19 protein-coding genes are annotated in these 20,764 nt (G+C 51.2%); 12 read left to right on the top strand and 7 right to left on the bottom strand.

The window, feature by feature from the left end; all coding sequences use genetic code 11:
- Positions 1-66: 66 nt before the first annotated feature.
- From J0A65_RS02055 to J0A65_RS02085, 7 genes are all read left to right on the top strand, one after another.
- On the top strand, positions 67-2,742 hold the full coding sequence (locus J0A65_RS02055; RefSeq protein WP_206592444.1) for a TonB-dependent receptor domain-containing protein: 2,676 nt from the start codon (positions 67-69) through the stop codon (positions 2,740-2,742).
- A gap of 193 nt (positions 2,743-2,935) precedes the next feature.
- Positions 2,936-3,706: a DUF3450 domain-containing protein gene (locus tag J0A65_RS02060; RefSeq protein ID WP_206592445.1), complete on the top strand. Its 771-nt coding sequence runs from the start codon at positions 2,936-2,938 to the stop codon at positions 3,704-3,706.
- A gap of 13 nt (positions 3,707-3,719) precedes the next feature.
- Positions 3,720-5,090 carry a MotA/TolQ/ExbB proton channel family protein gene (locus J0A65_RS02065; RefSeq protein WP_206592446.1) on the top strand — a complete coding sequence of 457 codons (1,371 nt, stop codon included), beginning with the start codon at positions 3,720-3,722 and terminating at the stop codon, positions 5,088-5,090.
- A 5-nt stretch (positions 5,091-5,095) separates the two neighbouring features.
- Positions 5,096-5,644 carry a MotA/TolQ/ExbB proton channel family protein gene (locus tag J0A65_RS02070; protein WP_188692704.1) on the top strand — a complete coding sequence of 183 codons (549 nt, stop codon included), beginning with the start codon at positions 5,096-5,098 and terminating at the stop codon, positions 5,642-5,644.
- 38 nt (positions 5,645-5,682) lie between these two features.
- Positions 5,683-6,087: an ExbD/TolR family protein gene (locus J0A65_RS02075; protein ID WP_102797796.1), complete on the top strand. Its 405-nt coding sequence runs from the start codon at positions 5,683-5,685 to the stop codon at positions 6,085-6,087.
- A gap of 91 nt (positions 6,088-6,178) precedes the next feature.
- Positions 6,179-6,793 carry an energy transducer TonB gene (locus J0A65_RS02080; protein WP_206592534.1) on the top strand — a complete coding sequence of 205 codons (615 nt, stop codon included), beginning with the start codon at positions 6,179-6,181 and terminating at the stop codon, positions 6,791-6,793.
- A 10-nt stretch (positions 6,794-6,803) separates the two neighbouring features.
- On the top strand, positions 6,804-8,117 hold the full coding sequence (locus J0A65_RS02085; RefSeq protein WP_206592447.1) for a tetratricopeptide repeat protein: 1,314 nt from the start codon (positions 6,804-6,806) through the stop codon (positions 8,115-8,117).
- 61 nt (positions 8,118-8,178) lie between these two features.
- On the opposite strand, the gene J0A65_RS02090 is transcribed toward J0A65_RS02085, so the two are convergent.
- Complete coding sequence (locus J0A65_RS02090; protein ID WP_206592448.1) at positions 8,179-8,601, bottom strand: CBS domain-containing protein; 423 nt, start codon at positions 8,599-8,601, stop codon at positions 8,179-8,181.
- A gap of 447 nt (positions 8,602-9,048) precedes the next feature.
- Here J0A65_RS02090 and J0A65_RS02095 point away from each other — a divergent pair, with 447 nt between their 5' ends.
- Together J0A65_RS02095 and J0A65_RS02100 are read left to right on the top strand one after the other, a co-directional pair.
- Positions 9,049-9,720 carry a helix-turn-helix transcriptional regulator gene (locus J0A65_RS02095; RefSeq protein WP_206592449.1) on the top strand — a complete coding sequence of 224 codons (672 nt, stop codon included), beginning with the start codon at positions 9,049-9,051 and terminating at the stop codon, positions 9,718-9,720.
- A gap of 84 nt (positions 9,721-9,804) precedes the next feature.
- A complete protein-coding gene (locus tag J0A65_RS02100; protein ID WP_206592450.1) occupies positions 9,805-10,497 on the top strand; it encodes a hypothetical protein in 693 nt (230 codons plus the stop codon).
- Between the two features lie 68 nt (positions 10,498-10,565).
- Here the strand turns inward: J0A65_RS02100 and J0A65_RS02105 are convergent, their stop codons facing one another.
- The 5 genes from J0A65_RS02105 to J0A65_RS02125 all read right to left on the bottom strand — a co-directional run bounded on the left by J0A65_RS02105 (position 10,566) and on the right by J0A65_RS02125 (position 14,220).
- Complete coding sequence (locus tag J0A65_RS02105; RefSeq protein WP_206592451.1) at positions 10,566-11,345, bottom strand: CsgG/HfaB family protein; 780 nt, start codon at positions 11,343-11,345, stop codon at positions 10,566-10,568.
- Between the two features lie 4 nt (positions 11,346-11,349).
- Positions 11,350-11,769 carry a curli assembly protein CsgF gene (locus J0A65_RS02110; protein ID WP_206592452.1) on the bottom strand — a complete coding sequence of 140 codons (420 nt, stop codon included), beginning with the start codon at positions 11,767-11,769 and terminating at the stop codon, positions 11,350-11,352.
- A 4-nt stretch (positions 11,770-11,773) separates the two neighbouring features.
- Complete coding sequence (locus J0A65_RS02115) at positions 11,774-12,115, bottom strand: curli production assembly/transport protein CsgE (protein WP_232849675.1); 342 nt, start codon at positions 12,113-12,115, stop codon at positions 11,774-11,776.
- Positions 12,116-12,204: 89 nt separating this feature from the next.
- Positions 12,205-13,722, bottom strand: a complete 1,518-nt coding sequence (locus tag J0A65_RS02120) for a curlin (protein WP_206592454.1) — start codon at positions 13,720-13,722, stop codon at positions 12,205-12,207.
- A 27-nt stretch (positions 13,723-13,749) separates the two neighbouring features.
- A complete protein-coding gene (locus J0A65_RS02125) occupies positions 13,750-14,220 on the bottom strand; it encodes a curlin subunit CsgB (protein ID WP_206592455.1) in 471 nt (156 codons plus the stop codon).
- Positions 14,221-14,599: 379 nt separating this feature from the next.
- On the opposite strand from J0A65_RS02125, the gene J0A65_RS02130 reads away from it, so the two are divergent.
- From J0A65_RS02130 to J0A65_RS02140, 3 genes are all read left to right on the top strand, one after another.
- The gene (locus J0A65_RS02130) at positions 14,600-17,086 is read left to right on the top strand and encodes a S8 family serine peptidase (RefSeq protein WP_206592456.1); all 2,487 of its coding nucleotides are present in this window, start codon (positions 14,600-14,602) and stop codon (positions 17,084-17,086) included.
- A 96-nt stretch (positions 17,087-17,182) separates the two neighbouring features.
- A complete protein-coding gene (locus J0A65_RS02135; RefSeq protein WP_206592457.1) occupies positions 17,183-17,680 on the top strand; it encodes a GNAT family N-acetyltransferase in 498 nt (165 codons plus the stop codon).
- A 5-nt stretch (positions 17,681-17,685) separates the two neighbouring features.
- A complete protein-coding gene (locus tag J0A65_RS02140) occupies positions 17,686-18,279 on the top strand; it encodes a 2-hydroxychromene-2-carboxylate isomerase (RefSeq protein WP_206592458.1) in 594 nt (197 codons plus the stop codon).
- A gap of 7 nt (positions 18,280-18,286) precedes the next feature.
- Here J0A65_RS02140 and ygjK read toward each other — a convergent pair whose 3' ends face one another.
- Entirely contained in the window at positions 18,287-20,749 is a 2,463-nt protein-coding gene (gene ygjK / locus J0A65_RS02145; RefSeq protein WP_206592459.1) for an alpha-glucosidase, read from the bottom strand.
- Positions 20,750-20,764: the final 15 nt, after the last annotated feature.

Consider the following 20,764-nt stretch of genomic DNA (forward strand, 5'->3'; position numbering starts at 1 on the left):
ATTTTGTATCGAGACAAGTAGGCGCCCCGGTAGCGCCTATTTGTCGATTAAGTGTGGGAAAAAATGATGATGACTCGATTCAGAGTGAATAAACTTTCAATAGCCGTCGGCGCTTGCTTGTTGACCGGGTCGGTACTGGCTCAGTCACAGGAAGACAACGCGATTGAAGAAGTGGTTGCCACTGGAACACGTTTGCAGGGGACTGCCACGGCAGTGATCGAAGAGCGTAAGAACCAGGCATTTGTGGCAGACATCCTGGGTGCGGAACAAATTTCCCGTACGGGTGACAGTGACGCTGCCTCGGCTCTTCGCAGGGTGACAGGTCTGACCCTGGTAGACGGTAAATTCATCTACGTTCGTGGTTTGGGTGAACGTTATTCCAGCGCCCGCTTAAACGGCGCCAGCATCCCCAGTCCAGACTTGACCCGAAATGTTATCCCGCTGGATATCTTTCCTTCCAATGTAATTGAAAGCCTGTCGGTACAAAAAGCCTATTCACCCAACATGCCAGCTGCCTTTGGTGGCGGTAATGTGGATATTCGCACCAAGTCTATTCCCAGTGAATTCGTCGCCGGGATCCAATTAGGTGTGGAAGCCAATTCAGATAATTCCGACGGCTTTACTTACAACCGTAATGACAGTGGTACACCAGCCGCGCTGCGTGATGCCATAGTGCATTACCGTGGTGACTTCTCGCTGCGTAACATCATTCAGCGTGATGGTTTATACAACAACGAGAACGGTACTGCTGCACAGCAAGCTATCGCTATTAATGACGGCCTGTTGCGCTCTTTGCCAAGAGACATGGCGCTTAAAGATGAATCGCTGGACCCCAACTATTCAGCTCAGGCCTATATTGGTAACAGCTTTGAAGAAGATTGGCTGGGCGGCACCATTGGCTTTTTAGCCTCGGTGGCTTACGACAATAAATGGAATTACAAAGAGCGTCGTAACGCCGTGGTCAGCGCCAGCTTGCCAGAAAATTGTTCAGAGTCTATGCAAACCGCAGAAGACGTTAACAACAGTTGTTTTGACAGTATGGTGGACTCTCAGGTCACCAGTGAGAATGAGCGTATTAATGGCTTATTCACGCTGGGCTATCGCTGGAATACCCATAGTCTGAGCTATACCAAGATCCTGATCGAAGACAATGAAGATGAGTCGGAAATTGCCACCGCGCAAAACCCGTCTCAGAACCAGACCATCGCCGCAGACGGGATAGCCGATTATTCACAAAGCTTCACTTATGAAGAGCGTTCACTGGATGTGGACCAATTCCGCGGTCAGCATACCTTCCTGGATTGGTGGGGCGTGGGTGTTGACTGGCATTACACACAGTCAGAAGCCGAAACCGATATTCCGCTGCAAGCTACCTTTAACTTCAGCAATAAGTATGACGGCAACGGTAAGTACCTGAAAACCGACGTCAACGGCGGTAACGGCCAGGTCGAGTATGACTACGTCTCCATGGACGATCATATGAAAAACTGGGGAGGTAATGTGACATTGCCTCTGACGCTGGGCCGTTTTGAAGTGGAACTGAAAGGCGGTTGGGACTTTGTTGACCGTGCCCGTTACTACACAACGTCCAGTTTCTTTGTAAATAACAGTGGTACGGCCATTGGTATTAGCGACAAAGAATCTGAGCTGTTGAATCTGCCGTCCTATCTGAGCGATGCCTTTATCGCCGAGCAGAATCTGTTTGTGGCCTTCAACGAACCTGATGCGCCGGAAGCAGATGATTATCTGGCGGCGCAAAAGATTGATGCCGGATATGGTGCCTTTGATGTCATTTTTGACAACACCTGGCGCTTCAGTGGTGGTTTGCGTTACGAAGCCTTTAAGCAGGTAGCCCTGGAAACCTCCAGTTTGATCTTCACTGCCGAAGATCAAGATGTGTTTTTCAATGCGGAAAACATCAAGGCGCGAAGTATCGATACCGATGACTTCTTTCCGTCATTGAGCCTGACCTACATTGGTGGCGACAGCTATCAGGTGCGTGCGGGCTACGGTGAGACAGTGGTGCGTCCAGACTTGCGTGAAGTGGTGCCGGTTGGTTATTTCGACCCGCTCACCGATATCCGTACCACGGGTAATACCCAGTTGGTGTCCAGCACCCTGAAAAACTACGACCTGCGCTATGAGCTGTATGGCGAGATGGGAAATAACCTGGCGTTGTCTTTGTTCTACAAAGACATCACTAACCCCATTGAAACCGTATTGCGAGTAGGGGACTCAACCTATACCGCCAGCTTTACCAACGGTTCTCAGGCAGAACTCTATGGTATCGAGGCCGAGTGGTTGTATGACCTGGGCTGGGCGGTAGATGGTTTCTTTACCTCAGGCAACATCACGCTAAGTGATTCTGAGGTAGATATTGAAGCCTCTGATGCCGGCAGCTTAACCAACACCACCAAGCGGATGAACGGTCACTCCAAGTACGTCGCTAACTTCCAGCTGGGCTATGACTCTGCCAATGGCGAGCACAGTGCCTCTTTGGTGTACAACGTATTTGGTGAACGTATCCTCGCTTCAGGTATTGATGGTCGTCAGGATGCCTATGAGCAACCGTTCCATTCGCTGGATATGATTTACTCCTATTACATGGACTTCAACAGCACCATCAAGCTGCGCGTGCGTAACTTGCTGGGCGAAGACCAGGAAGTAACCCAGGATGGCGTCACAGTGCGTAGTCGCAGTGTTGGAACCACCTTCCAGCTCAGTTACAAGTACGACTTCTAAACAACCGGAAGGGCCGCTAAGCGGCCCTTTCTTTTTTACTGGGACAGCGGGCCAAAACAGTTGATGCAGGGGGATTATGAATCACGTCATAGTCTTCAATTTGTAATAAAACTGTCACGGACAACCCCTATCCTGTGCGCGAATTCCAAAAGGTCAGTATCCCGCTGATCGTGTTTAATTAGGGTTTGACAGTATGAGGCTTTTGAAACTACTTCCGCTGACCGTGCTTGCCACGACCTTGGCAGTCACTGCCCCGTCAATGGCGCAGCAAGACAAGTATATTGAACCTGTTGTGAAAGAGGCCGGTAAGATCAATACATCGGCTGCTGGTTCACAGCAGAAGATCGACAAAATGACAGATCAGATCGACAGCAAACTGCAGCAGTTCAAGACCATCAACAAAGAAATCGATGGTCTGATGGTATACAACGCGCAGTTGCGTAAGCAAATCGACAATCAGCTTCAAGAAGTCGCCGACCTGAACAAAGCCATTGATGAAGTGAGCGTGATTGAGCGTCAGATTACACCGCTGATGTTGCGCATGATTGAAGGCCTCAAACAGTTCGTTGAACTGGATGTGCCTTTTTTGCCCGAAGAGCGTAGCAAGCGCCTGGCCGATTTAGCCGGTTTAATGGAGCGTGCTGACGTGGCGCCTTCTGAAAAGTTCCGTCGTGTAATGGAAGCTTACCAGATTGAGATGGACTACGGCCGCACCCTGGAAGCCTACAGTGGCCTGCATACGGTTGATGGTCAGGAACGTGATGTGGATTTCCTGCGCGTCGGCCGCACTGCCCTGATTTACCAAACCCGCGATGCCAGCCAGCAAGGTATTTGGAACAAGCAAACCCGTCAGTGGGAAGCGCTGCCTTCCAGCTACCGTACCCAGGTAACTAAAGGTCTGCGTATGGCTAAAAAGCAACTAGCCCCTGACTTGCTGTCCCTGCCAGTAGCCCTGACCGACTAAGAGAGTAGAAACCATGAAATCCATCGTTAAAGTTCTGACCACTGGTCTGTTTGCCTCCTTAGTCGCCACTGGCGCCATGGCACAGAGTGCAAGTGACAAAGCCCTGGATCTGGATCAACTGCTGAAACAGTTGGAGCAGGGCCAGATTACCCAGAATAAAGATAACCAGCGTCGTGAAAAAGAATTTGCTGCCAAGGTTGCCGAGCAAGACCAAATGCTCAAGGACGCCACTGGCAAGCGCAACGACGAGCTGAAAAACAGCGAAAACCTGGAGCGTCAGTTCCAGGAAAACGAATTCAAACTGGCGGATTTGAATGATGCGCTGACCAATCGTCTGGGGTCACTCAAAGAACTCTTTGGTGTGTTGCAGCAAGTGTCTGGCGATACTAAAGGCAAATTCCAGAACTCTGTGATTTCAGCACAGGTGCCTGGCCGCGCAGAGTTCCTGGACGGCCTGGCTCAGTCCATGGGATCCAGCTCTAAACTGGCCTCCATCGATGAAATCGAGCGCGTGTGGTTTGAAATTCAGCGTGAAATGACCGAGTCCGGCAAGGTCACCAAGTTCACCACCGACGTGGTGGAAGCCGGTGGCAACAAGGTCAATAAAGAAGTGGTTCGCGTCGGTTCTTTCGCCTTGGTAGCCGACGGTAAGTACCTGGATATGAACCCCTCTACCGGCACTGTTGCCGAGCTGATTCGCCAGCCGGCTGACCGTTATGGTGAGAGTGCAGCTAACCTGCAAGCCTCCAACGGTGAGTTGGTGGAATTTGGTCTGGACCCAACCGGTGGTTCTATCCTCGGCCTGTTGGTGCAAGCGCCTAACTTCCAGGAGCGTATTGAGCAAGGTGGTCTGGTTGGCTACATCATTCTGGCCGTGGGTGCGGTAGGTCTGCTACTGGCACTGGAGCGCCTGATTAGCCTGACCCTGATTAAAGCCAAGGTTGACCGTCAGTTGAAGAACCAACAGCCAAACAAAGACAACCCACTGGGTCGTATTCTGCATGTACGTGAAGAGTTCCCTAACGTAGATACCGAAACCCTGGAGCTGAAATTAACCGAAGCCATTTTGGGCGAAGTACCTAAGCTGGGTCGCAACCTGACCATGATTAAGATCATCTCCGTGGTGGCGCCGCTGATGGGTCTGTTAGGTACGGTAACCGGTATGATCAACACCTTCCAGGCTATCACCCTGTTTGGTACCGGTGACCCTAAACTGATGGCCGGTGGTATCTCAACTGCCCTGATGACAACCGTACTGGGTCTGGTGGTGGCTATCCCGATGACACTGCTGTACGCGATGCTCAATACCCGCAGTAAGAACATCGTGTTCATTCTTCAGGAACAAGCCTCAGGTGTGATTGCAGAACGCGCTGAACGGAGCTAATCGCTATGTTCGAGATATTCGAAGCAATACGTGATTTTACCGAGACGGGTGGCCAGGTCCTGCTGGTCATTGGTCTGCTGATTTTCATCATGTGGTTGCTGATTCTGGAACGTGCCCTGTACGTGTTTATCTGGCACAAGCAGTTCAAGAACCAGACCATTGCGGCCTGGGAAGCCAGAAGTGACCGTTCATCCTGGTTTGCCGAGCAGATTCGCCAGGCCATGATTTCCCGGGTCAGCCTGAAACTGAAAGGCTCGATTCCGGTCATTCAGGCGCTGGTGGCACTCTGTCCGCTGCTGGGCCTGATGGGAACGGTAACCGGCATGATCGAGGTGTTTGACGTGATGGCCATTTCCGGCTCGGGCAATGCCCGTTCCATGGCGTCCGGGGTGTCCAAGGCGACTATCCCGACCATGGCCGGCATGGTGGGCGCGCTGTCAGGGGTATTTGCCTCTACCTGGTTAACCCGTATCAGCAAGACCGAAAAAATGCATATTGAAGACGCCATGACCTTAGATCATGAGCCAGTTGCAGCTAGTCGTCAGCAAGCCTGATGACTGCCTGCCCAGCACAGACATTTTAAGAGAATACTATGAAACAGCATTTTCAGAATCTGGTAGACGAAGAAGAAGCCACCATCGACCTGACCCCGATGCTGGACGTGGTTTTTATCATGTTGATCTTCTTCATTGTGACCGCCTCTTTCGTTAAAGAAGCCGGTATCGATGTGAACCGTCCGGAAGCGGCCACCGCAGTGAAAAAAGACCGCGCCAACATCCTGATCGCTATCAGTGACAAAAATGAAATCTGGATCAACAAGCGTCGCATTGACGAGCGTGCGGTGCAGGCCAACATTGAACGTCTGTACGCCGAAAACCCGCAGGGCAGCGTGGTGATCCAGGCGGATAAGAAGGCCACCACCGAGACCCTGATCAAGGTAATGGATGCGTCCAGAGCCGCTGGTGTGTTCGATGTCTCTATTGCAGCCCAGGAGTAAGTGGCGGTGCAATTTTTCAGGCAAGCCGTTAACTCTCAGTCAGGAGTGATGCATGGCTAATGCAACTATTACCGCGCCGGGCAGCAGCTCAATGTTCGGCAGACTGATGATTGCCTTGGTGCTCTCGGCAATCGTCACCCTGAGCTTGTTTTTTCTGATGCAATCGCTGATCAAAAGTGGTGGCAGCGCATTAACCGACCCACCTGTGGGGTCGGTGCTGGATTTTGTGCGGGTCAAAGAAGAAGAGCAGGTCGAGAAAAAAGACCGCAAACCCAAGAAGCCGCCTAAGCCGGAAGAGCCGCCGCCACAGATGCAGCAGCCGCAGATGGACTCTCCCACCCCCAATGCCGAAGGCAGTGGTGGCATGGACTTCTCGGCCGATATTGGCTCAGATATGGCGCTATCCGGCGGTTTGGCCTTGGAAGGTGGTGACGGTGAATACCTGCCGATTGTTAAGGTCGCGCCTGTGTATCCCAGACGAGCGCTACAGCGCGGTATCGAAGGCTATGTGATAGTGGAATTCACGGTAACTAAGGCCGGTACGGTCAGAGATCCTGTGGTGGTGGAAGCCAATCCGGAAGGGATCTTTGAACAGGCAGCCATGGATGCCGCGATGAAGTTTAAGTACAAGCCAAGGGTTGTGAATGGTGAAGCCAGCGAAGTTGCGGGCGTTCAAAACCGCATAACCTTCCAGATCGATGGTTAAGGTGAAGGCCATGTTTGCAAAGAAAACAATCAGCCAGCTGGTAGCCCTGGCGCTGCTGACATCGACTGTATATGTACTGCCCAGTGCCAGCCCGCAAGGTATGGCGCAGGCGCAGGAAAAGCAGGATGAACGCAAGACACGTCGTACCCCGGCGCTGCGTGCCAAAGTGTATGAACAGTTGGCCCGTGCCCAGACCTTGGCCGATGAAGATAAGATAACCGAAGCATTGGAAGCACTGGAAAACGTTAAGAGCAAGTCCAGCTCCATGAACAGCTATGAGCTGGCCATGATGTACAACTTTTTCGGTTTTATTCATTACAACGCGGAACAGTATGACAAAGCCATTGAGGCTTTCGAGCAGGTTGTGGAGCAGCAGCCTATACCCGAGTCGTTTGAATTGTCGACCTTGTTCAGCCTGGCCCAGCTGCACATGATGCAGGGCAACTACGACAAAACCCTGGCGTTTTTGGAACGCTGGGAAGCCTTGAATCAGGGCGAGATACCCGCCAAAAACTTCCTGATCAAAGCGCAGGCCATGTACCAGCTTAAGGATTACGAGCGGGCATCGCGCTTTATCAATCAGGCCGTGGAGATGGTAGAAAAAGAAGGCAAGGTACCAGAGGAAAACTGGTATGTGCTGCAGCGTGCTATTTTCTATGAACTCAAACAGCCAGGCAAAGTTAAGGATGTGCTGATTAAAATGGTCAGACACTACAATGACGGCAAATACTGGACGCAGCTTGCCGGTATGTATGGCGAGTTAGGTGAAGAGAAAAAGCAGTTAGCCATTTTGGAAGCCGCCTATCAGCAGGGGTATATCACCTCTGGCTCTGATGTCTTCAACCTGGCCCAGCTTTACTACTATCATCAGGTCCCGGTGAAAGGTGCCAGACTGATGGAACAGGCCATGAATGACGGTGTGCTGGAGCGTAACCTGCGTAACCTGAAGTTCGCAGCTAACTGCTGGGCACTGGCCAAAAATGATGACAAGGCGATCCCGGTATTAACCGCGGCGGCTAAGTTGTCCGATGACGGCGAACTGGATGCTCAGCTTGGGCAGATGTACCTCAATCAGGAAAAGTTCGACCGGGCCATAGATGCCACTATGATTGCTTTGCAAAAAGGCGGGCTACGTAATCAGGGCATGGCGCATCTGGTGCTGGGTATGGCGTACTTTAACAAGCAGCGCTTTAATGACGCTCTGAACGAGCTTGCTAAGGCTGAGAAGTTTGACAGTGCCAAACGTATGGCCCAGCAATGGGGGAAATACGTGGAGTCGGAAAAGGTCAGCCACGAAAGGTTAAAAGCCGAGTTGTCTTCCTAAACGCAGTTTAATGACTAAAAAAGCCACCTCAGGGTGGCTTTTTCTCTTTAATACCGTCGGACTAAGCTTGTTTTAGCAGCTTAATGGCCAGCTTGACGAAATCGGAAGAGGTCAGTATGCCTTCCAGTTTGCCTTCGGTATCTACTACCGGTAGGCAGCCGTGTTTGTAGCTGACGAAATACTCCGCCACTTCCAGCAATGGTTGATTGGCAAGGGCGGTGTCGCCGTCTTTGATGGCTACATCCATAATGGGCACCAGTTGTTCTTGCTCGCTAAGACGTTCCTGACCATACAGATTTGCCAGCTTCATTACTTTTGAAATCAACGCCTTCTGGGTGACGATAGCCATGTACTTGCCGGTCAGCACATCGACAATAGGGATATGCCGAATGCCGTACTCACGGCTCATATTATGCGCATCATGCAGGGTGGCTGATTGCGTTAGGGTATGCAAATTACTGGTCATAATGTCTTTGACTTGCATAAGTATTCCTTGCTGATCACAGATTTTATAGCATATCGTTAAGCAGGGTTAACTGCCATGATGTGTATCAAGTATTTACCTTTGATTGTCAGCTGTTGCTATACATTGCTCGCCTCAACAATAGTAAAGTAACCATCATCCATCATCCATCATCCATCATCCATCATCCATCATCCATCATCCATCATCCATCATCCATCATCCATCATCCATCATCCATCAGCCGGTCGAATTCCGGGGTATTCTGGTACACCCTGAGCACGCCGATTATCTGCTGTTGCCAAACATCTTTGCTTGCCATTATCTAACGATGCTTATTGTATTTTTTATACCTATTTGCCACGATTTTAGGCTTTATTTTTTACTTTCTTGACAAGGTTTTATCCTTGTACCAGTATGAAATCAATGGGTTACAAAAATCACTCAAGGATGAGGTGATGTATGAATATGGATACATATTCACTGCAGGTTGTGCATTTAAATCACGCTGCTCAACAAGCTCAAAACAGTGATGTTTTCTTACGATTATTACAAACCTGCCCCGTCACTATTCATCAGGTTTTTGATCCCGCCATGATTCAAAATCCCGGCCAGTTTGATCTGTTGTTTTTCAATATTCAGCAAGCCTACTGGGGAGAAATGTTGCCCGGCTATTTACTGGATTTGGCGACGAGCCACAGAGTTGCTTTGTTTAATGCTGACAGGAATGGGATATGTGAGACCCTGACCTTGCTGGCCGGTATTGATGGTGTGTTCTACCGGGAAGATCCGCCGGATTTGATCCTCAAAGGTATAGGACTGCTATTGGACAAGCAGCGCTGGTTTCGACGAGAAGCTATGGACAGGGCACTGCAAACTTTACTTAAATGTGCGCCGCAAGTGGGGCTTAACAGGCAAACCCTGGATGAGGAATTTGATGCCCTGACCAAACGTGAAATGACCATCGTGCGTATGCTGTCCAGCGGCGCGCAGAATAAAGAAATTGCCAACCAACTGCATATCAGCACTAACACGGTGAAAACTCACCTGTATAGTGTGTTCAGAAAAACCCACTGTCGCAACCGTCTGGAGTTACTCAGTTGGGTACAGCAGCATTTGCCAATGCAAATTCTGATGTAGCCCTAACTGTAGACAACTGTCTGATTTATAAAGTAAGTTACCTTTCCTATATGCGCAGTATTAGTACTCTTTGAAGGATAGGTAATGAAAGGAATGTTACTGGTTTTGTTTACCCTGGTGTTAAGTGGTTGCGCGAAAACCCAGGTGCATTTGTACGGACGCTACCTGCAACCCGAACAAATTAACAGCGTGAGTGAGGCCTTGAAGGCGGCTGGGTATCAGGTGGAGGTGAATAACCTGAACTTCCCTGGCGACATACAGCAATCCTCTTTGATTTATTCTTTAATGCTCAAAGACGTGAGTAAACTGGATACCGTGCTTGGTGCGGTGGCCGAGCAGGGATGGTACGTTAATAATATTTCCGCCATGGTTAAAGGTAACCACTGGTATACCAAGGACAGTATGGGCTTATTCTTGCTACCTGATGGGGTTGATCCCACCAACCCCACTGCTCCTGAAAACCTGAGTTTCCTTTACCAGAGTGTGGGTTGTGATAAAGCGCCAAGTCTGCAGCTTTTTCCTGATAACACTTTTCGTATTCAACCCGTTGCAGACGTACCTTTTGAAGCTGACTGGCATCAAGGCTCCTGGGAATTAAAAGAGTCTGTGTATCTGACGCTGACACCCAAAGCGGATAAAACCTGGTCTTACTATTTGCAGGTGGAAAGGCGGACCGAACAGGATCAACTGGGTAAGGCTGAGGTTATTCACCTGACCCCAATGCGTACCTACTTGATGTTCGGCACCTGTAACTTTGAATATGGTGTGCGCAGTTAATAACTGCACTATGGAGTATTGTTTCCTCACCACTAAGGCCGCGAAGCACACTAAGGGATACGAGAGTCTTAGCTTTGTGCAGCGGCCCACACTTTTTTATCTATTCCTTTGTGCACTAAGTCGGTAAGTGCCTTCTCAATGGCTTGTTTTACACAGATATGCATAGGCTCATTGGTAGTAAAACCGCCCTCGGCTTCGGCCAGGCGTTTAAAGCTGACATAGCGGAAAAAGCCGGCCCGCATTTCCTGACTCAATACGGTTTTGCTGGTGGATACCGACAGCAATACCTGACCGGTACGCACATCAATAGCGCGCAGATAAACGGATATCTGGTCTTCCCGGTACAACTCGGATGCACCAATACCAAAGTACTCTGCACCAAAGCCACCGGTGCGCACATTCGAGTCGTAGCTGATGATCCCGCCCTCCAGCAGTAGTTTTGCGGTAGTAAGGGGAGGCAGCTCATCCTTTTCTTCTTTGCCGTCAGCCTGCAAGCCGGCGCGGATAATTTTACGTTCGGTCAGAATGTTCTGCAGACCCTCACGTTCCACCGGTAAGAACCAGTTGGAATCGGCCAGTGCCTGCATCAGTATTGACGTGGCACCTTGTGTTACTGCGGTGGAAAAGGAACTGACATTGGCCTGGGGTTTGTATTGCCCGGTCTGATCGCGAAAGGCATACACAGACACAGGAATCATGCCCTTGGGCGCTGGTAAGGCCAACAAATCCTGATAGTTGTCAGTGGGGCTTAGGGCCACGGCCGGTTGTTCGTCCGGCGGAAACAAGGGGCCCAGGCTGCTGCATCCCATCAAAGACAGCAAAGCCGCCAGGCAAAGTAGACGCAACATGGGCTTATCCAAACTTAGGGACTTCAATCACAGTGATTTCACCATTGAGTAAATGGGTGATCTGCACTGTGATACTGTCGCTGTTACTGGTCAGGATCTGAATTTCATAATCGCCACTGACAAACACCGAGTCCTTATTAAACACGCTATCGTCAACGTCTTCACCAAAGGCTAAATCCGTTATTTCGCGCACCATTTTATTGATATATGCCCGTTCCAGGGATTCCTGAAATTTCTCCGCGTAACTGCGTTCTTCAATATGATCTTTGTGTTTGTTCTGAGCCTGAGCTTTACCCATTAACAGACTGCCGTTGAGGGGGTTACCCCCAAAGCTGGGATTGATTGGCGTGTATACCAGCTCGGTGGCGATACTGTGACTGGCAATCAGGCTAAGCGAGATTGCGGTTAAGGTGAATTTGTTCATTGGTTTACCATCCGTTGTCGGCCATATCCTGGCTGCTGCTGTCAAATCTGGCATTAGCCATGGCTTGCAGCAGGGCCAGCATGGCCTCTTCAACTTTGTCTTCCATGGGAGACTGTCGCCGCCCCATGTAGGTGATATAGATAACCTGATTGTTCAACTGTACGGTGAGGCGAGTGCCAGCGCGCGGCACCACCTGCTCTTTAACCACAACATTAAAGCTTTGGGTTTGTGGCACATCCTGCCAGAGCCGACTGAATTGCTGATAGAACTCCCGGCCAAAACGGCTGAAGGTGTTATCCAGCATCAAACCACCGAGTTCGACCTCGGCAAAGCTTGGTCTGGGCAAGCTGCAAAGCGCCAGTAGCAGTAAACATCTTGGCAAAAACATAAAATGGCGGGCCGCCGAGAAAGCTGTTTGGCCCGCTCCTCCACGCGCTATTGCTGAACTATAGTGGCGGTGTTCCAGTCGCCCACCTGGGCAATACTGATACTGCCGCCATTGCTGATCACGGCGCCTTCAACAATATTGCCATTGCCAACCTGACTGATGGATAACTGCACCGAGTCACCGCCTATTAGCATGGCGCTGCCACCTTCACCCACCACCATGTTTTCATTGCCTTCCTGAAGGATGTCAATGAGGTGATTGCTGCCTTCAATCAACAAATCCAGTGCGTTCAGGTCGCCATTCTGGGCGATATCCACCTGGTTGTTATTGCTGTTGAGCAGGGTGCTGATGTTGACTACGGCATCATTCATGTTGCCGTCCTGCATCAGGTTGATGTCGTTGTCATCCGTAGTGAGGCTGAAATCGGGGTAGGAGGCTTGCACCACCGCCACGTTTTCATCACCGCTTTGGTTGATGGTGACGTTATTGTCGTTGCCGTTGAAGTTGACCAAATGGCTTTGGTTCAGGTTACCATTTTGCATGGTGGTAAAGTCGTTGCCAGAGCCAATTACCCCCATATAGGCATCGTTGCCGGTGCCTATCTGCATCAGGTTAAAGTCATTGTCTTCACCAATCAATTCAAACTGGGCCACATTCATGTCGCCGGTTTGGTTGACCATCACGTCATTGTTATCGCCTGTGAATAAAGCCGAAGTGGCGCTGTTTTCATCGCCGTTTTGATCAATGCTGATGTCATTGCCGCTACCGAGAATTTCATCCAGGGAGACCGAGTTATATTCACCATCCTGGTCAATCTCGATATTATTATCCTCACCCTGCAGCAGGCTCAGTGTGAACTGGTTGCGCCGTCCGTCCTGCACTGTTTCCAGGTCGTTGCCATCGCCTTGCAGGTCGCGTACGCGGCTAACGTTCCAATAGCCATCCTGTTCTATATCTACGGTGTTGGCATCACCCGTCAGCGCATCTAAATGGGTTTCGTTCCATTCACCGGTTTGCAGTATGCTGATGTCATTGCCAGCGCCTTGCAGGTTCTTGACATAACCCCACTGACCACCTTCACCCTGGTCGATACTGATATGGTTGTCATTGCCTGTGACAATAGCCTGGGCTTCGTTAGTAATGCCCAGATAGCCGATGTCTTCATTCTGGGTGATGTTCAGCTCATTACCGTCACCGGTGACCACTACTTCAGCGGCATTTTCGTTACCCATCTGGCTGAGACTGAGGGAGTTTGCTTCACCGGTTAAGGTACTGACACTGAGGTTTTCGGTGCCAACCTGGGTTACCTCGGCTTGGTTGGCATCACCTTCTACCGTGAGGGCTAAGCCATTGACGTCACCTTCCTGGAACAAGCTAACGTTGTTGCCTTGGCTGGCCCCGCCGGTGGCGATTTGCGTAAGTTGAATAACGTTACCGACCGCGTCAGCAACGATGTCGGTTTTGGTCACGACATCGGTACTTTTGCTGTCATCGGCCATTGCCATCTGACTGGCCCCTAGGGTACTGAGAATGGCGCATGTTAGTAGGGTTTTTTGGATTTTCACCTTATTCTCCAAATTGTTTTTCCGGGGTCAGCGTTGATAGACATTGACCACCATGTTGCTTCCTATCTGGTGAACCCGAAACTGCTGCTCACCGCTCTGCCAGATATTGGCTGTGTTGGCATTGCCTTGTTGGATGACGTCCAGTTGATTGCCTTGCCCCCACTGCTGCGCGTTGACGGTGTTATCCGTTCCTTGCTGCAAAATGTTGGCGACATTACTGTCCCCCTGCTGCAGTAAGGCAACGTGGTTACCGCCATTAGCGCTCTGGCTGATTGTTGCGTTGTTGAAAATTCCGTATTGGCCAAGTACCAGGGTATTGGTCTGGTGTTGAACCGATGTCGATAGGCTGATTGACAGAGGAGAGTCCTGCAAATCAGTACCAGAGAGTAGATCCTGTGCGTGCACAATTGTGCTGAAAGCCAGCAAAAATGCCCCAAAGCCCAGACCTGGCGGCCTGAGTAGTTCCCTGAATGCATGGTTGTTTTTATTGGTTTTCATGTTGTAGTGCTACTAACTTGATACGTTCGCCAGTCCACTCTAGGGGGTTTACCAGAGGATGAATATCACCAAAAAAGCTTAACTTTTGTGCACCGCTCGCTGCCTTCGTTTGCACCCCTGCTAATGGGTTTTCTCATCTCGTCAACCAGTTAATCTCATACAAAAGTGCTAGAGAAGAATTCATGCATAAGTACTAGTTATGTGTGAAAAGAATGAGGTAACTCATGCAAAAGTCGTGTTTTTGCCGGTTTAACTGGCACCTCGTGTTTGACTCTGCTAATTCTGGAAGCGTTGCGAAAATTCCCGATAGTGACATGGAGAATCCTTCAGGCGCCGGCGTAAGCCGGTTTTAAGGAAAAAGCTAAGATGGATTCCAACCATGAAATACAAACTTTCTGCTCTTTCATTGGCACTTTTGCCAATGTTGGCCAACGCCTCTGTGGATATTCAACAGGTATCAGGTTATGCGCCGGATTCACTGATTGTGGTTTACAAGGAAAAGGCCAGTCTGGCCGATCGCCGTGCCGTACGAGGCTTGGTGGCCGCCACTATCAGTGACAGTAATCTGGACGAGGTCGACGACAGATTTAAACATTTGCTGGCCGGTCGCATGGCCAAGTTTGATCTACGCGGCATGTCTGTAAAGGTCGCGCTGGAAAAGCTGGAGAAGCATCCGGCGGTCAGCTATGCACAGCCCAACTACAAAGTTCGCGCCTTAGGTGTACCTGACGATGGACGCTTTAGTGAGCTATGGGGTCTGCATAATGAGGGACAAACCGGGGGCACCCCCGATGCCGATATTGATGCGCCTGAAGCCTGGGATATTTCAACCGGCAGTCGCGATGTTATTGTTGGCGTCATTGATACCGGTGTGGATTATTCGCACCCGGATCTGGTTGCCAATATGTGGAGTAACCCCGGCGAAATTCCAGGCGATGGTATAGATAATGATGGCAATGGCTACATAGACGATGTCCATGGGATTAACAGTATTTTGGACAACGGCGACCCTATGGACGACCATGGCCACGGTTCCCATGTCGCTGGTACTGTGGGGGCCGAGGGTAACAATAGTGTCGGTGTGGTCGGGGTTAACCATCAGGTATCACTGGTGGGATGTAAATTCCTCGCTGCAGACGGTTTTGGTAGTACCGCCGATGCGATTCAGTGCGTTGACTATTTTGTCGCACTAAAAAATGCCGGCCACAATGTGCGGGTGCTAAATAATAGCTGGGGCGGCGGTCCTGAAGAGCAGGCCCTACGCGATGCCATTACGGCTTCAGAACAGGCGGATATCTTGTTTGTGGCGGCGGCCGGAAATGATACCAGCAACAATGATGTTAGCCCTCACTATCCTTCCAATTACGAGCATGAATCGATTTTGTCGGTTGCCAGCACCAACCACAATGACGGGATTTCGTGGTTCTCAAACTGGGGCTTGACCAGCGTCGACCTGGCTGCGCCAGGCTCTGACATTCTTTCCACTGTGCCGGGTGGCTATGGCAGTGCGTCGGGTACATCAATGGCGTCTCCCCATGTTGCCGGGGCGGCTGCATTGGTACTGGCGGTGAACCCAGGTCTGAGCGCGCTGGAAGTGAAACAACTGCTGATGGACAGCGGTGATGATAATGCCGATATGCAAGGAAAGATTGTCTCCGGCAAGCGTCTGAATCTGTTAAATGCGGTGGAAGCCGCCGATCCGGCACCGGGATTCCGTTTGTCTGTATCACCGCGCAGTACCACCGTAACCGCAGGGCAGACGGCCAGCTACGAGTTCAGCGTGAGCTCTGTAGCTGACTGGGATGGCAGTGTGACGCTCAGCCTGGACTCGCCGTTGGCGGGAGCAAGCTTATCGGCCAGCACGGTATCACCGGGTGATACCTTTATGCTGGATGTCGCCACAACGGCTGAAACCCAATGGGGCAACTACGAGTTCAGTGTAACCGGTAACAGCGGCGAGCTGGAGAAAAGCCAGGTGGTCGCTTTGACCGTATTGCCGCAGGGACTGACAGAATTCACCTACACCAATGAAGACGCCCAGCCTATCCCTGATAACGATGCTGCTGGCATTACCTCGGTGATCAGTATTCCAGACGACATCACCGTGTTTGGAACTGATGCTTATGTGAATATCACCCATACCTGGTCAGGTGATTTAGTCGTAAAACTTACCTCGCCAGCGGGCACCGAAGCGGTGTTGCATAATCGTACCGGTAGTGGTGAGGATGATATTGACCGCAACTTCCCCCTGGATGTGTTTAATGGTGAAGTGGCAACCGGTGACTGGACTCTGAGCGTGTCAGATAATGCGTCCAGAGATGTGGGGACCCTGAATCAATGGTCGCTGACCATCACCGGCATTGGTGAAGTACTGCCGGCTCCGCCGCAGGCTGCCTTCAGTGCCGAGAGTAACGGTTTGCAGGTGAGTTTCACTGACGCCAGCACAGATAGCAACAATGATATTGTCAGTTGGAGCTGGGATTTTGGCGACGGTAACAGCAGCGACGCACAAAACCCTGTGCATCTGTACGGTGCTTCCGGTACTTATCAAGTCACCCTGACAGTGACAGACAGTGAAGGGCAGACCGACAGCCACAGTATGGAAGTCACTGTGTCTGATAGCGAGATTAGTCTGGAAGTCGAGCGGGCTTATCTGACCGGACTTGGCTATTTGCGGGTTGATTTGGCCTATAGTGGTTCACCGGCAGCGCAGGTGGATATTTACCGCAATGGCGTGAAAATCGCTACGGTCGACAACACCGGTGTTTACCGTGACCGCGAGCGTCGCGTTGTGGGTACGCAGTTTGTGTATCAGGTCTGTGATGCCAGTGATACCTGCTCAGATGAAGTGAGCGTTAGCTTCTGAATCTGATGTCATCACCTTAAGCCGCCGCTTGGCGGCTTTTCTATTTTTACCGGCTGTGTGAGTATGCGCTGATGACCACCAAAAAGGATAAGCAGCATGCCATTAGTTCCTGCTACACAAGCGCATTTGACCACTATGATGGCCTGGTTTGACAGCCAGGTCAGCCTGATGACCTGGGGTGGGCCGGGTATGACCTTTCCTTTTGATTTGGCGCTTTTCAGCCGGGATGTACGGTTGGCGGAACTGCCCAGTTGGGCTTTGGTCGCAGCGAATGGCGATTTACAGGGGTTTGGCCAGTACTATTTACGTGAAGGGCGTTGTCACCTGGGGCGGTTAGTCATTAGCCCTGCCTATCGTGGCAGAGGGCTGGCTAAGCTGTTAGTGCGGGAATTGGTCAGGTTGGGGAGCCGCGCTTTGCAGGTCGGCGAAGTGTCTTTGTTTGTTCTGGCAGACAATACCACAGCGCGCCGATGCTATGAGGCGCTGGGCTTTGCATATGTCGAGTATCCGGGTCCATCCATCGGTATTAATAACTGCCTTTACATGGTTGCCAGGGCAGACCATATTTTGGGGACAGACAGCCCGAAAAGGTAAATGGAATGACCCCTGTGGATTTCTGGTTTGATTTTGCCAGTACCTATAGCTATCCCGCTGTGATGCGCATTGAAGCGCTCGCCGCAGAGCACAATATCACCGTCCGTTGGCACGCATTTTTGCTTGGCCCGATTTTTAAAGCTCAGGGCTGGCAGGACTCGCCGTTTAATTTATTTACTGCCAAAGGCAACTATATGTGGCGTGACATAGAGCGGCTGTGTGCGCGTCATGCATTGCCTTACTTTAAACCATCCCGTTTTCCGCAAAATAGCGTTCTTGCCGCTCGCATTGCCTGTTGGTATGAAGACGCACAGTGGCTCAGCGGTTTTGTTACTGCAGTATTTCAAAGCAATTTTGTGCAGGACAAGAATATTGCCGATCCCGAGGTAGTCAGTCAGATCCTGAGTGGCTTGGGATTGGATGCCGAAGCGATCATCGCACAGGCGCAAAGCCCGGAAAGCAAGGCCAAGTTGCAAGTGGTGAATCAGCAAGCGGTGCGCCAGGGCATATTTGGCGCACCATTCTTTATGGTGGGGCAGGAGCCGTTCTGGGGACAGGATAACCTGGAGCTGGCCCTGCAAACCGCAGGGCAAGGTTAACCCCTGGCTAGTCTTGTTTGGCTAACTGCCGGTACATCAGGTACAAGTGCGCGGCGCTCCAACTGAAATTGCTCGCGCCTTGCACCGCCCCGCTCAGGGGGTGGTAGTTTTCACGGATGGCACCCTCTTCAAGCAGTCCGTCGGCGTTGTTGATTAACCGCAGCGCCAGCTCACGGGCTTGGTTGTGATAGCCGTATTTGTCCAGTGCCATCACACCGAAATACCATTGATCCAGCCACACCCGGCCGCGCCAGTAAATATCCGGATGATAAGCCGGGTTGCTGAGGGCGGCTGTGCCAAGTGGAATATGGCTGTTAAATTCGCTCGTGGATAGCATCACCTTGGCAACCTGGTCGGCCCGCCGCTGGTCGGCAATGCCAGCCCATAGCGGTGACCAGCCTTCTGGTCCTCGGCCTCTGGCGGTCAGCAGTTTGCCGCCACAACCTGAGTCATCCTGCTCGGTCAGGCCAATTTGCCTGTCGTAGTAAAAGCCACTTTGCGTATCGAAGAAGCACTGATTGACCTTCTGAGCCAGTTGCTGGCTTTGCTGCTGCCATTGCCCGGCTTGCGCTGTCAGTCCAAGTAAGGAGGCCATCTTGGCCAGTAAGTCTTTTTCCATCGCCAGATAAGCGTTTAGTTCAACGGACTCCTGATCGATGGAAAAGCCCAGCAGTTGTCCATCTGCACTGTGGTTTTCAAAAAAACGCACTTGCCAGTCTTGCCTGGCCTGCTTGATATCGCCCTGATAATGCGTCTGGGCATACGCTTGCAGTTGTTCCTGGTTGATAAAGCCAAAACGTGCGGCATTATCCATACCAGACTCCCATCCGGCACCGTGCTGAGCACCGATATCAAGCTCCAGATACTGACCGGATGTCAGCACCTGTTCGTACAGGTCGGCCCCCGCGCATTGGTACCAGCCGTCCGCTTTGCCCTGACAAGTTGCATGGATACCTTTTGCAAGTGTGGAGTCAGCTTGCGGTTTGATGTCGAAGCGTATATTGCCCTGACTGTCGTTATGTAAAGGGTGGGCTGTGGCACCGTATTCGGCCAGGCCATTCTGATTATGGTCACGATTTTTGTACCACCACTGATGGTACGCCACCAGTTTGGGGTAGAGCTGTTCAATCAGCGTCTTGTCAGCGGTGGCTTGGTATAGCTCCCACACTGCCCAACTCGCCAGCGGCGGTTTGGTATTGCGCTCATTCCAGTTACCGCCGTCACCACCACGCTGGCCGTCTTTGTTGTAAAAAATCGCATCAATGACCATGCCTGCATCATGGGGACGAAGGCTATCCGTGCTTTGCACCTGATAGTCGAACATGGCCAGAATGTTGTCTTTAGCCACCTGTGGGGCAAAGTGTGCCATGGCTGCGGCATGTTTCCAGCTATCCCAGGCCCAGGCACCATTAAACCAGCGGGCGGTGACCGAGGGGGTAACTACATCATGTTTTAGCGCACCGGCATGGCCACGCCAGTTGCCCAATAAGGTTTGCATGGCTTTCTCGGCCAGGCTGGCCGGTAGTAGTGAATCGGTACGTAACCCTAAGTTACGGTAAGCCTGCCAACGTTCACGGCTTTGTTTAATTGCTTGCTGCGGCGCATCAAACACCTGATTCAGACGCACCTCTTCTGTTTGCCATTCCTGTTCATCATGCACATAGCTATGGCTGGTATACAAAGTTTGCTGTTGGTTGCCAGCCAGGGAAAGGCTGGTTTCAGCTTGATAGGCCAGCTCGCCGTGCACCTGACTTTGGGCATTAACAGAGCGACGAATTTGATAACGGCTTGCGCCGGACAGCATCATATTCCAGGTGCTGCGCTGCGCGCCCAAGGCAATATTTACCTCCTTCGGGTTGACAGAAAGACGGCGTTGCCAGGAGGGGTACTGGTCGCTGACAGCTTGGTCCTTTTGCCAGTCTGTCAGCAGTTGTCCTTGCCAGTGAAGCTGAAGGTTTCTTGGCTTGTCTTGTTTGTTAACCAACTGGGTGCTGACCAAAGCTGTGCGTGGCGTCACGAAGTCCAGAGTCAGAATCAGGGTCAGATCCGACCATTGGTAGTGCTGCTGGAGGTGCCCATCCTGCTCATCCAGGCGGACTATGGCGTCTTCGTAACGATATGCTTTGCCGCTGGTGGTATCGACAATTTGCAGCTTCTCGAGCTGGCTGGCCAGATAGAGGCCGTATTCCTCGGCGATAATCATTGGCCCATTGAAGGTGCCATACTCAGATACTTTGCTGGGCTGCAGGAAGCCATGCCAGGCGCCCAGATCAAATAAGGGGTTAAAGCGCTGGTTGCCAAATTGATCCAGCATACGCATGGCATCTGGACTGCCCTGGCGATCCAGTTTGGTCAGTTGTGGTGCAGATAAGGTATCTAAACCTTGTTGGTGCAGACTGCAGCCAGATAGCAGACTGGTGGTCAGCAATAAGCCTAAACCGCTGCGCTTCAATAACGTAGTCCTGAACATATGATTCCTCGCCAT

The organism is Bowmanella yangjiangensis (genome assembly GCF_017255015.1).
Classification (GTDB): domain Bacteria; phylum Pseudomonadota; class Gammaproteobacteria; order Enterobacterales; family Alteromonadaceae; genus Bowmanella; species Bowmanella yangjiangensis.

Excerpts from the sequence above, each read along its gene's own strand:
- J0A65_RS02110 (WP_206592452.1), bottom strand. The coding sequence starts at position 11,769 with ATGAACAAATTCACCTTAACCGCAATCTCGCTTAGCCTGATTGCCAGT.
- J0A65_RS02095 (WP_206592449.1), top strand. The coding sequence starts at position 9,049 with ATGGATACATATTCACTGCAGGTTGTGCATTTAAATCACGCTGCTCAA.
- J0A65_RS02085 (WP_206592447.1), top strand. The coding sequence starts at position 6,804 with ATGTTTGCAAAGAAAACAATCAGCCAGCTGGTAGCCCTGGCGCTGCTG.
- J0A65_RS02065 (WP_206592446.1), top strand. The coding sequence starts at position 3,720 with ATGAAATCCATCGTTAAAGTTCTGACCACTGGTCTGTTTGCCTCCTTA.
- J0A65_RS02055 (WP_206592444.1), top strand. The coding sequence starts at position 67 with ATGATGACTCGATTCAGAGTGAATAAACTTTCAATAGCCGTCGGCGCT.
- J0A65_RS02060 (WP_206592445.1), top strand. The coding sequence starts at position 2,936 with ATGAGGCTTTTGAAACTACTTCCGCTGACCGTGCTTGCCACGACCTTG.
- J0A65_RS02075 (WP_102797796.1), top strand. The coding sequence starts at position 5,683 with ATGAAACAGCATTTTCAGAATCTGGTAGACGAAGAAGAAGCCACCATC.
- J0A65_RS02090 (WP_206592448.1), bottom strand. The coding sequence starts at position 8,601 with ATGCAAGTCAAAGACATTATGACCAGTAATTTGCATACCCTAACGCAA.
- J0A65_RS02135 (WP_206592457.1), top strand. The coding sequence starts at position 17,183 with ATGCCATTAGTTCCTGCTACACAAGCGCATTTGACCACTATGATGGCC.
- J0A65_RS02140 (WP_206592458.1), top strand. The coding sequence starts at position 17,686 with ATGACCCCTGTGGATTTCTGGTTTGATTTTGCCAGTACCTATAGCTAT.
- J0A65_RS02130 (WP_206592456.1), top strand. The coding sequence starts at position 14,600 with ATGAAATACAAACTTTCTGCTCTTTCATTGGCACTTTTGCCAATGTTG.
- J0A65_RS02105 (WP_206592451.1), bottom strand. The coding sequence starts at position 11,345 with ATGTTGCGTCTACTTTGCCTGGCGGCTTTGCTGTCTTTGATGGGATGC.
- J0A65_RS02100 (WP_206592450.1), top strand. The coding sequence starts at position 9,805 with ATGAAAGGAATGTTACTGGTTTTGTTTACCCTGGTGTTAAGTGGTTGC.
- ygjK (WP_206592459.1), bottom strand. The coding sequence starts at position 20,749 with ATGTTCAGGACTACGTTATTGAAGCGCAGCGGTTTAGGCTTATTGCTG.
- J0A65_RS02125 (WP_206592455.1), bottom strand. The coding sequence starts at position 14,220 with ATGAAAACCAATAAAAACAACCATGCATTCAGGGAACTACTCAGGCCG.
- J0A65_RS02070 (WP_188692704.1), top strand. The coding sequence starts at position 5,096 with ATGTTCGAGATATTCGAAGCAATACGTGATTTTACCGAGACGGGTGGC.
- J0A65_RS02080 (WP_206592534.1), top strand. The coding sequence starts at position 6,179 with ATGTTCGGCAGACTGATGATTGCCTTGGTGCTCTCGGCAATCGTCACC.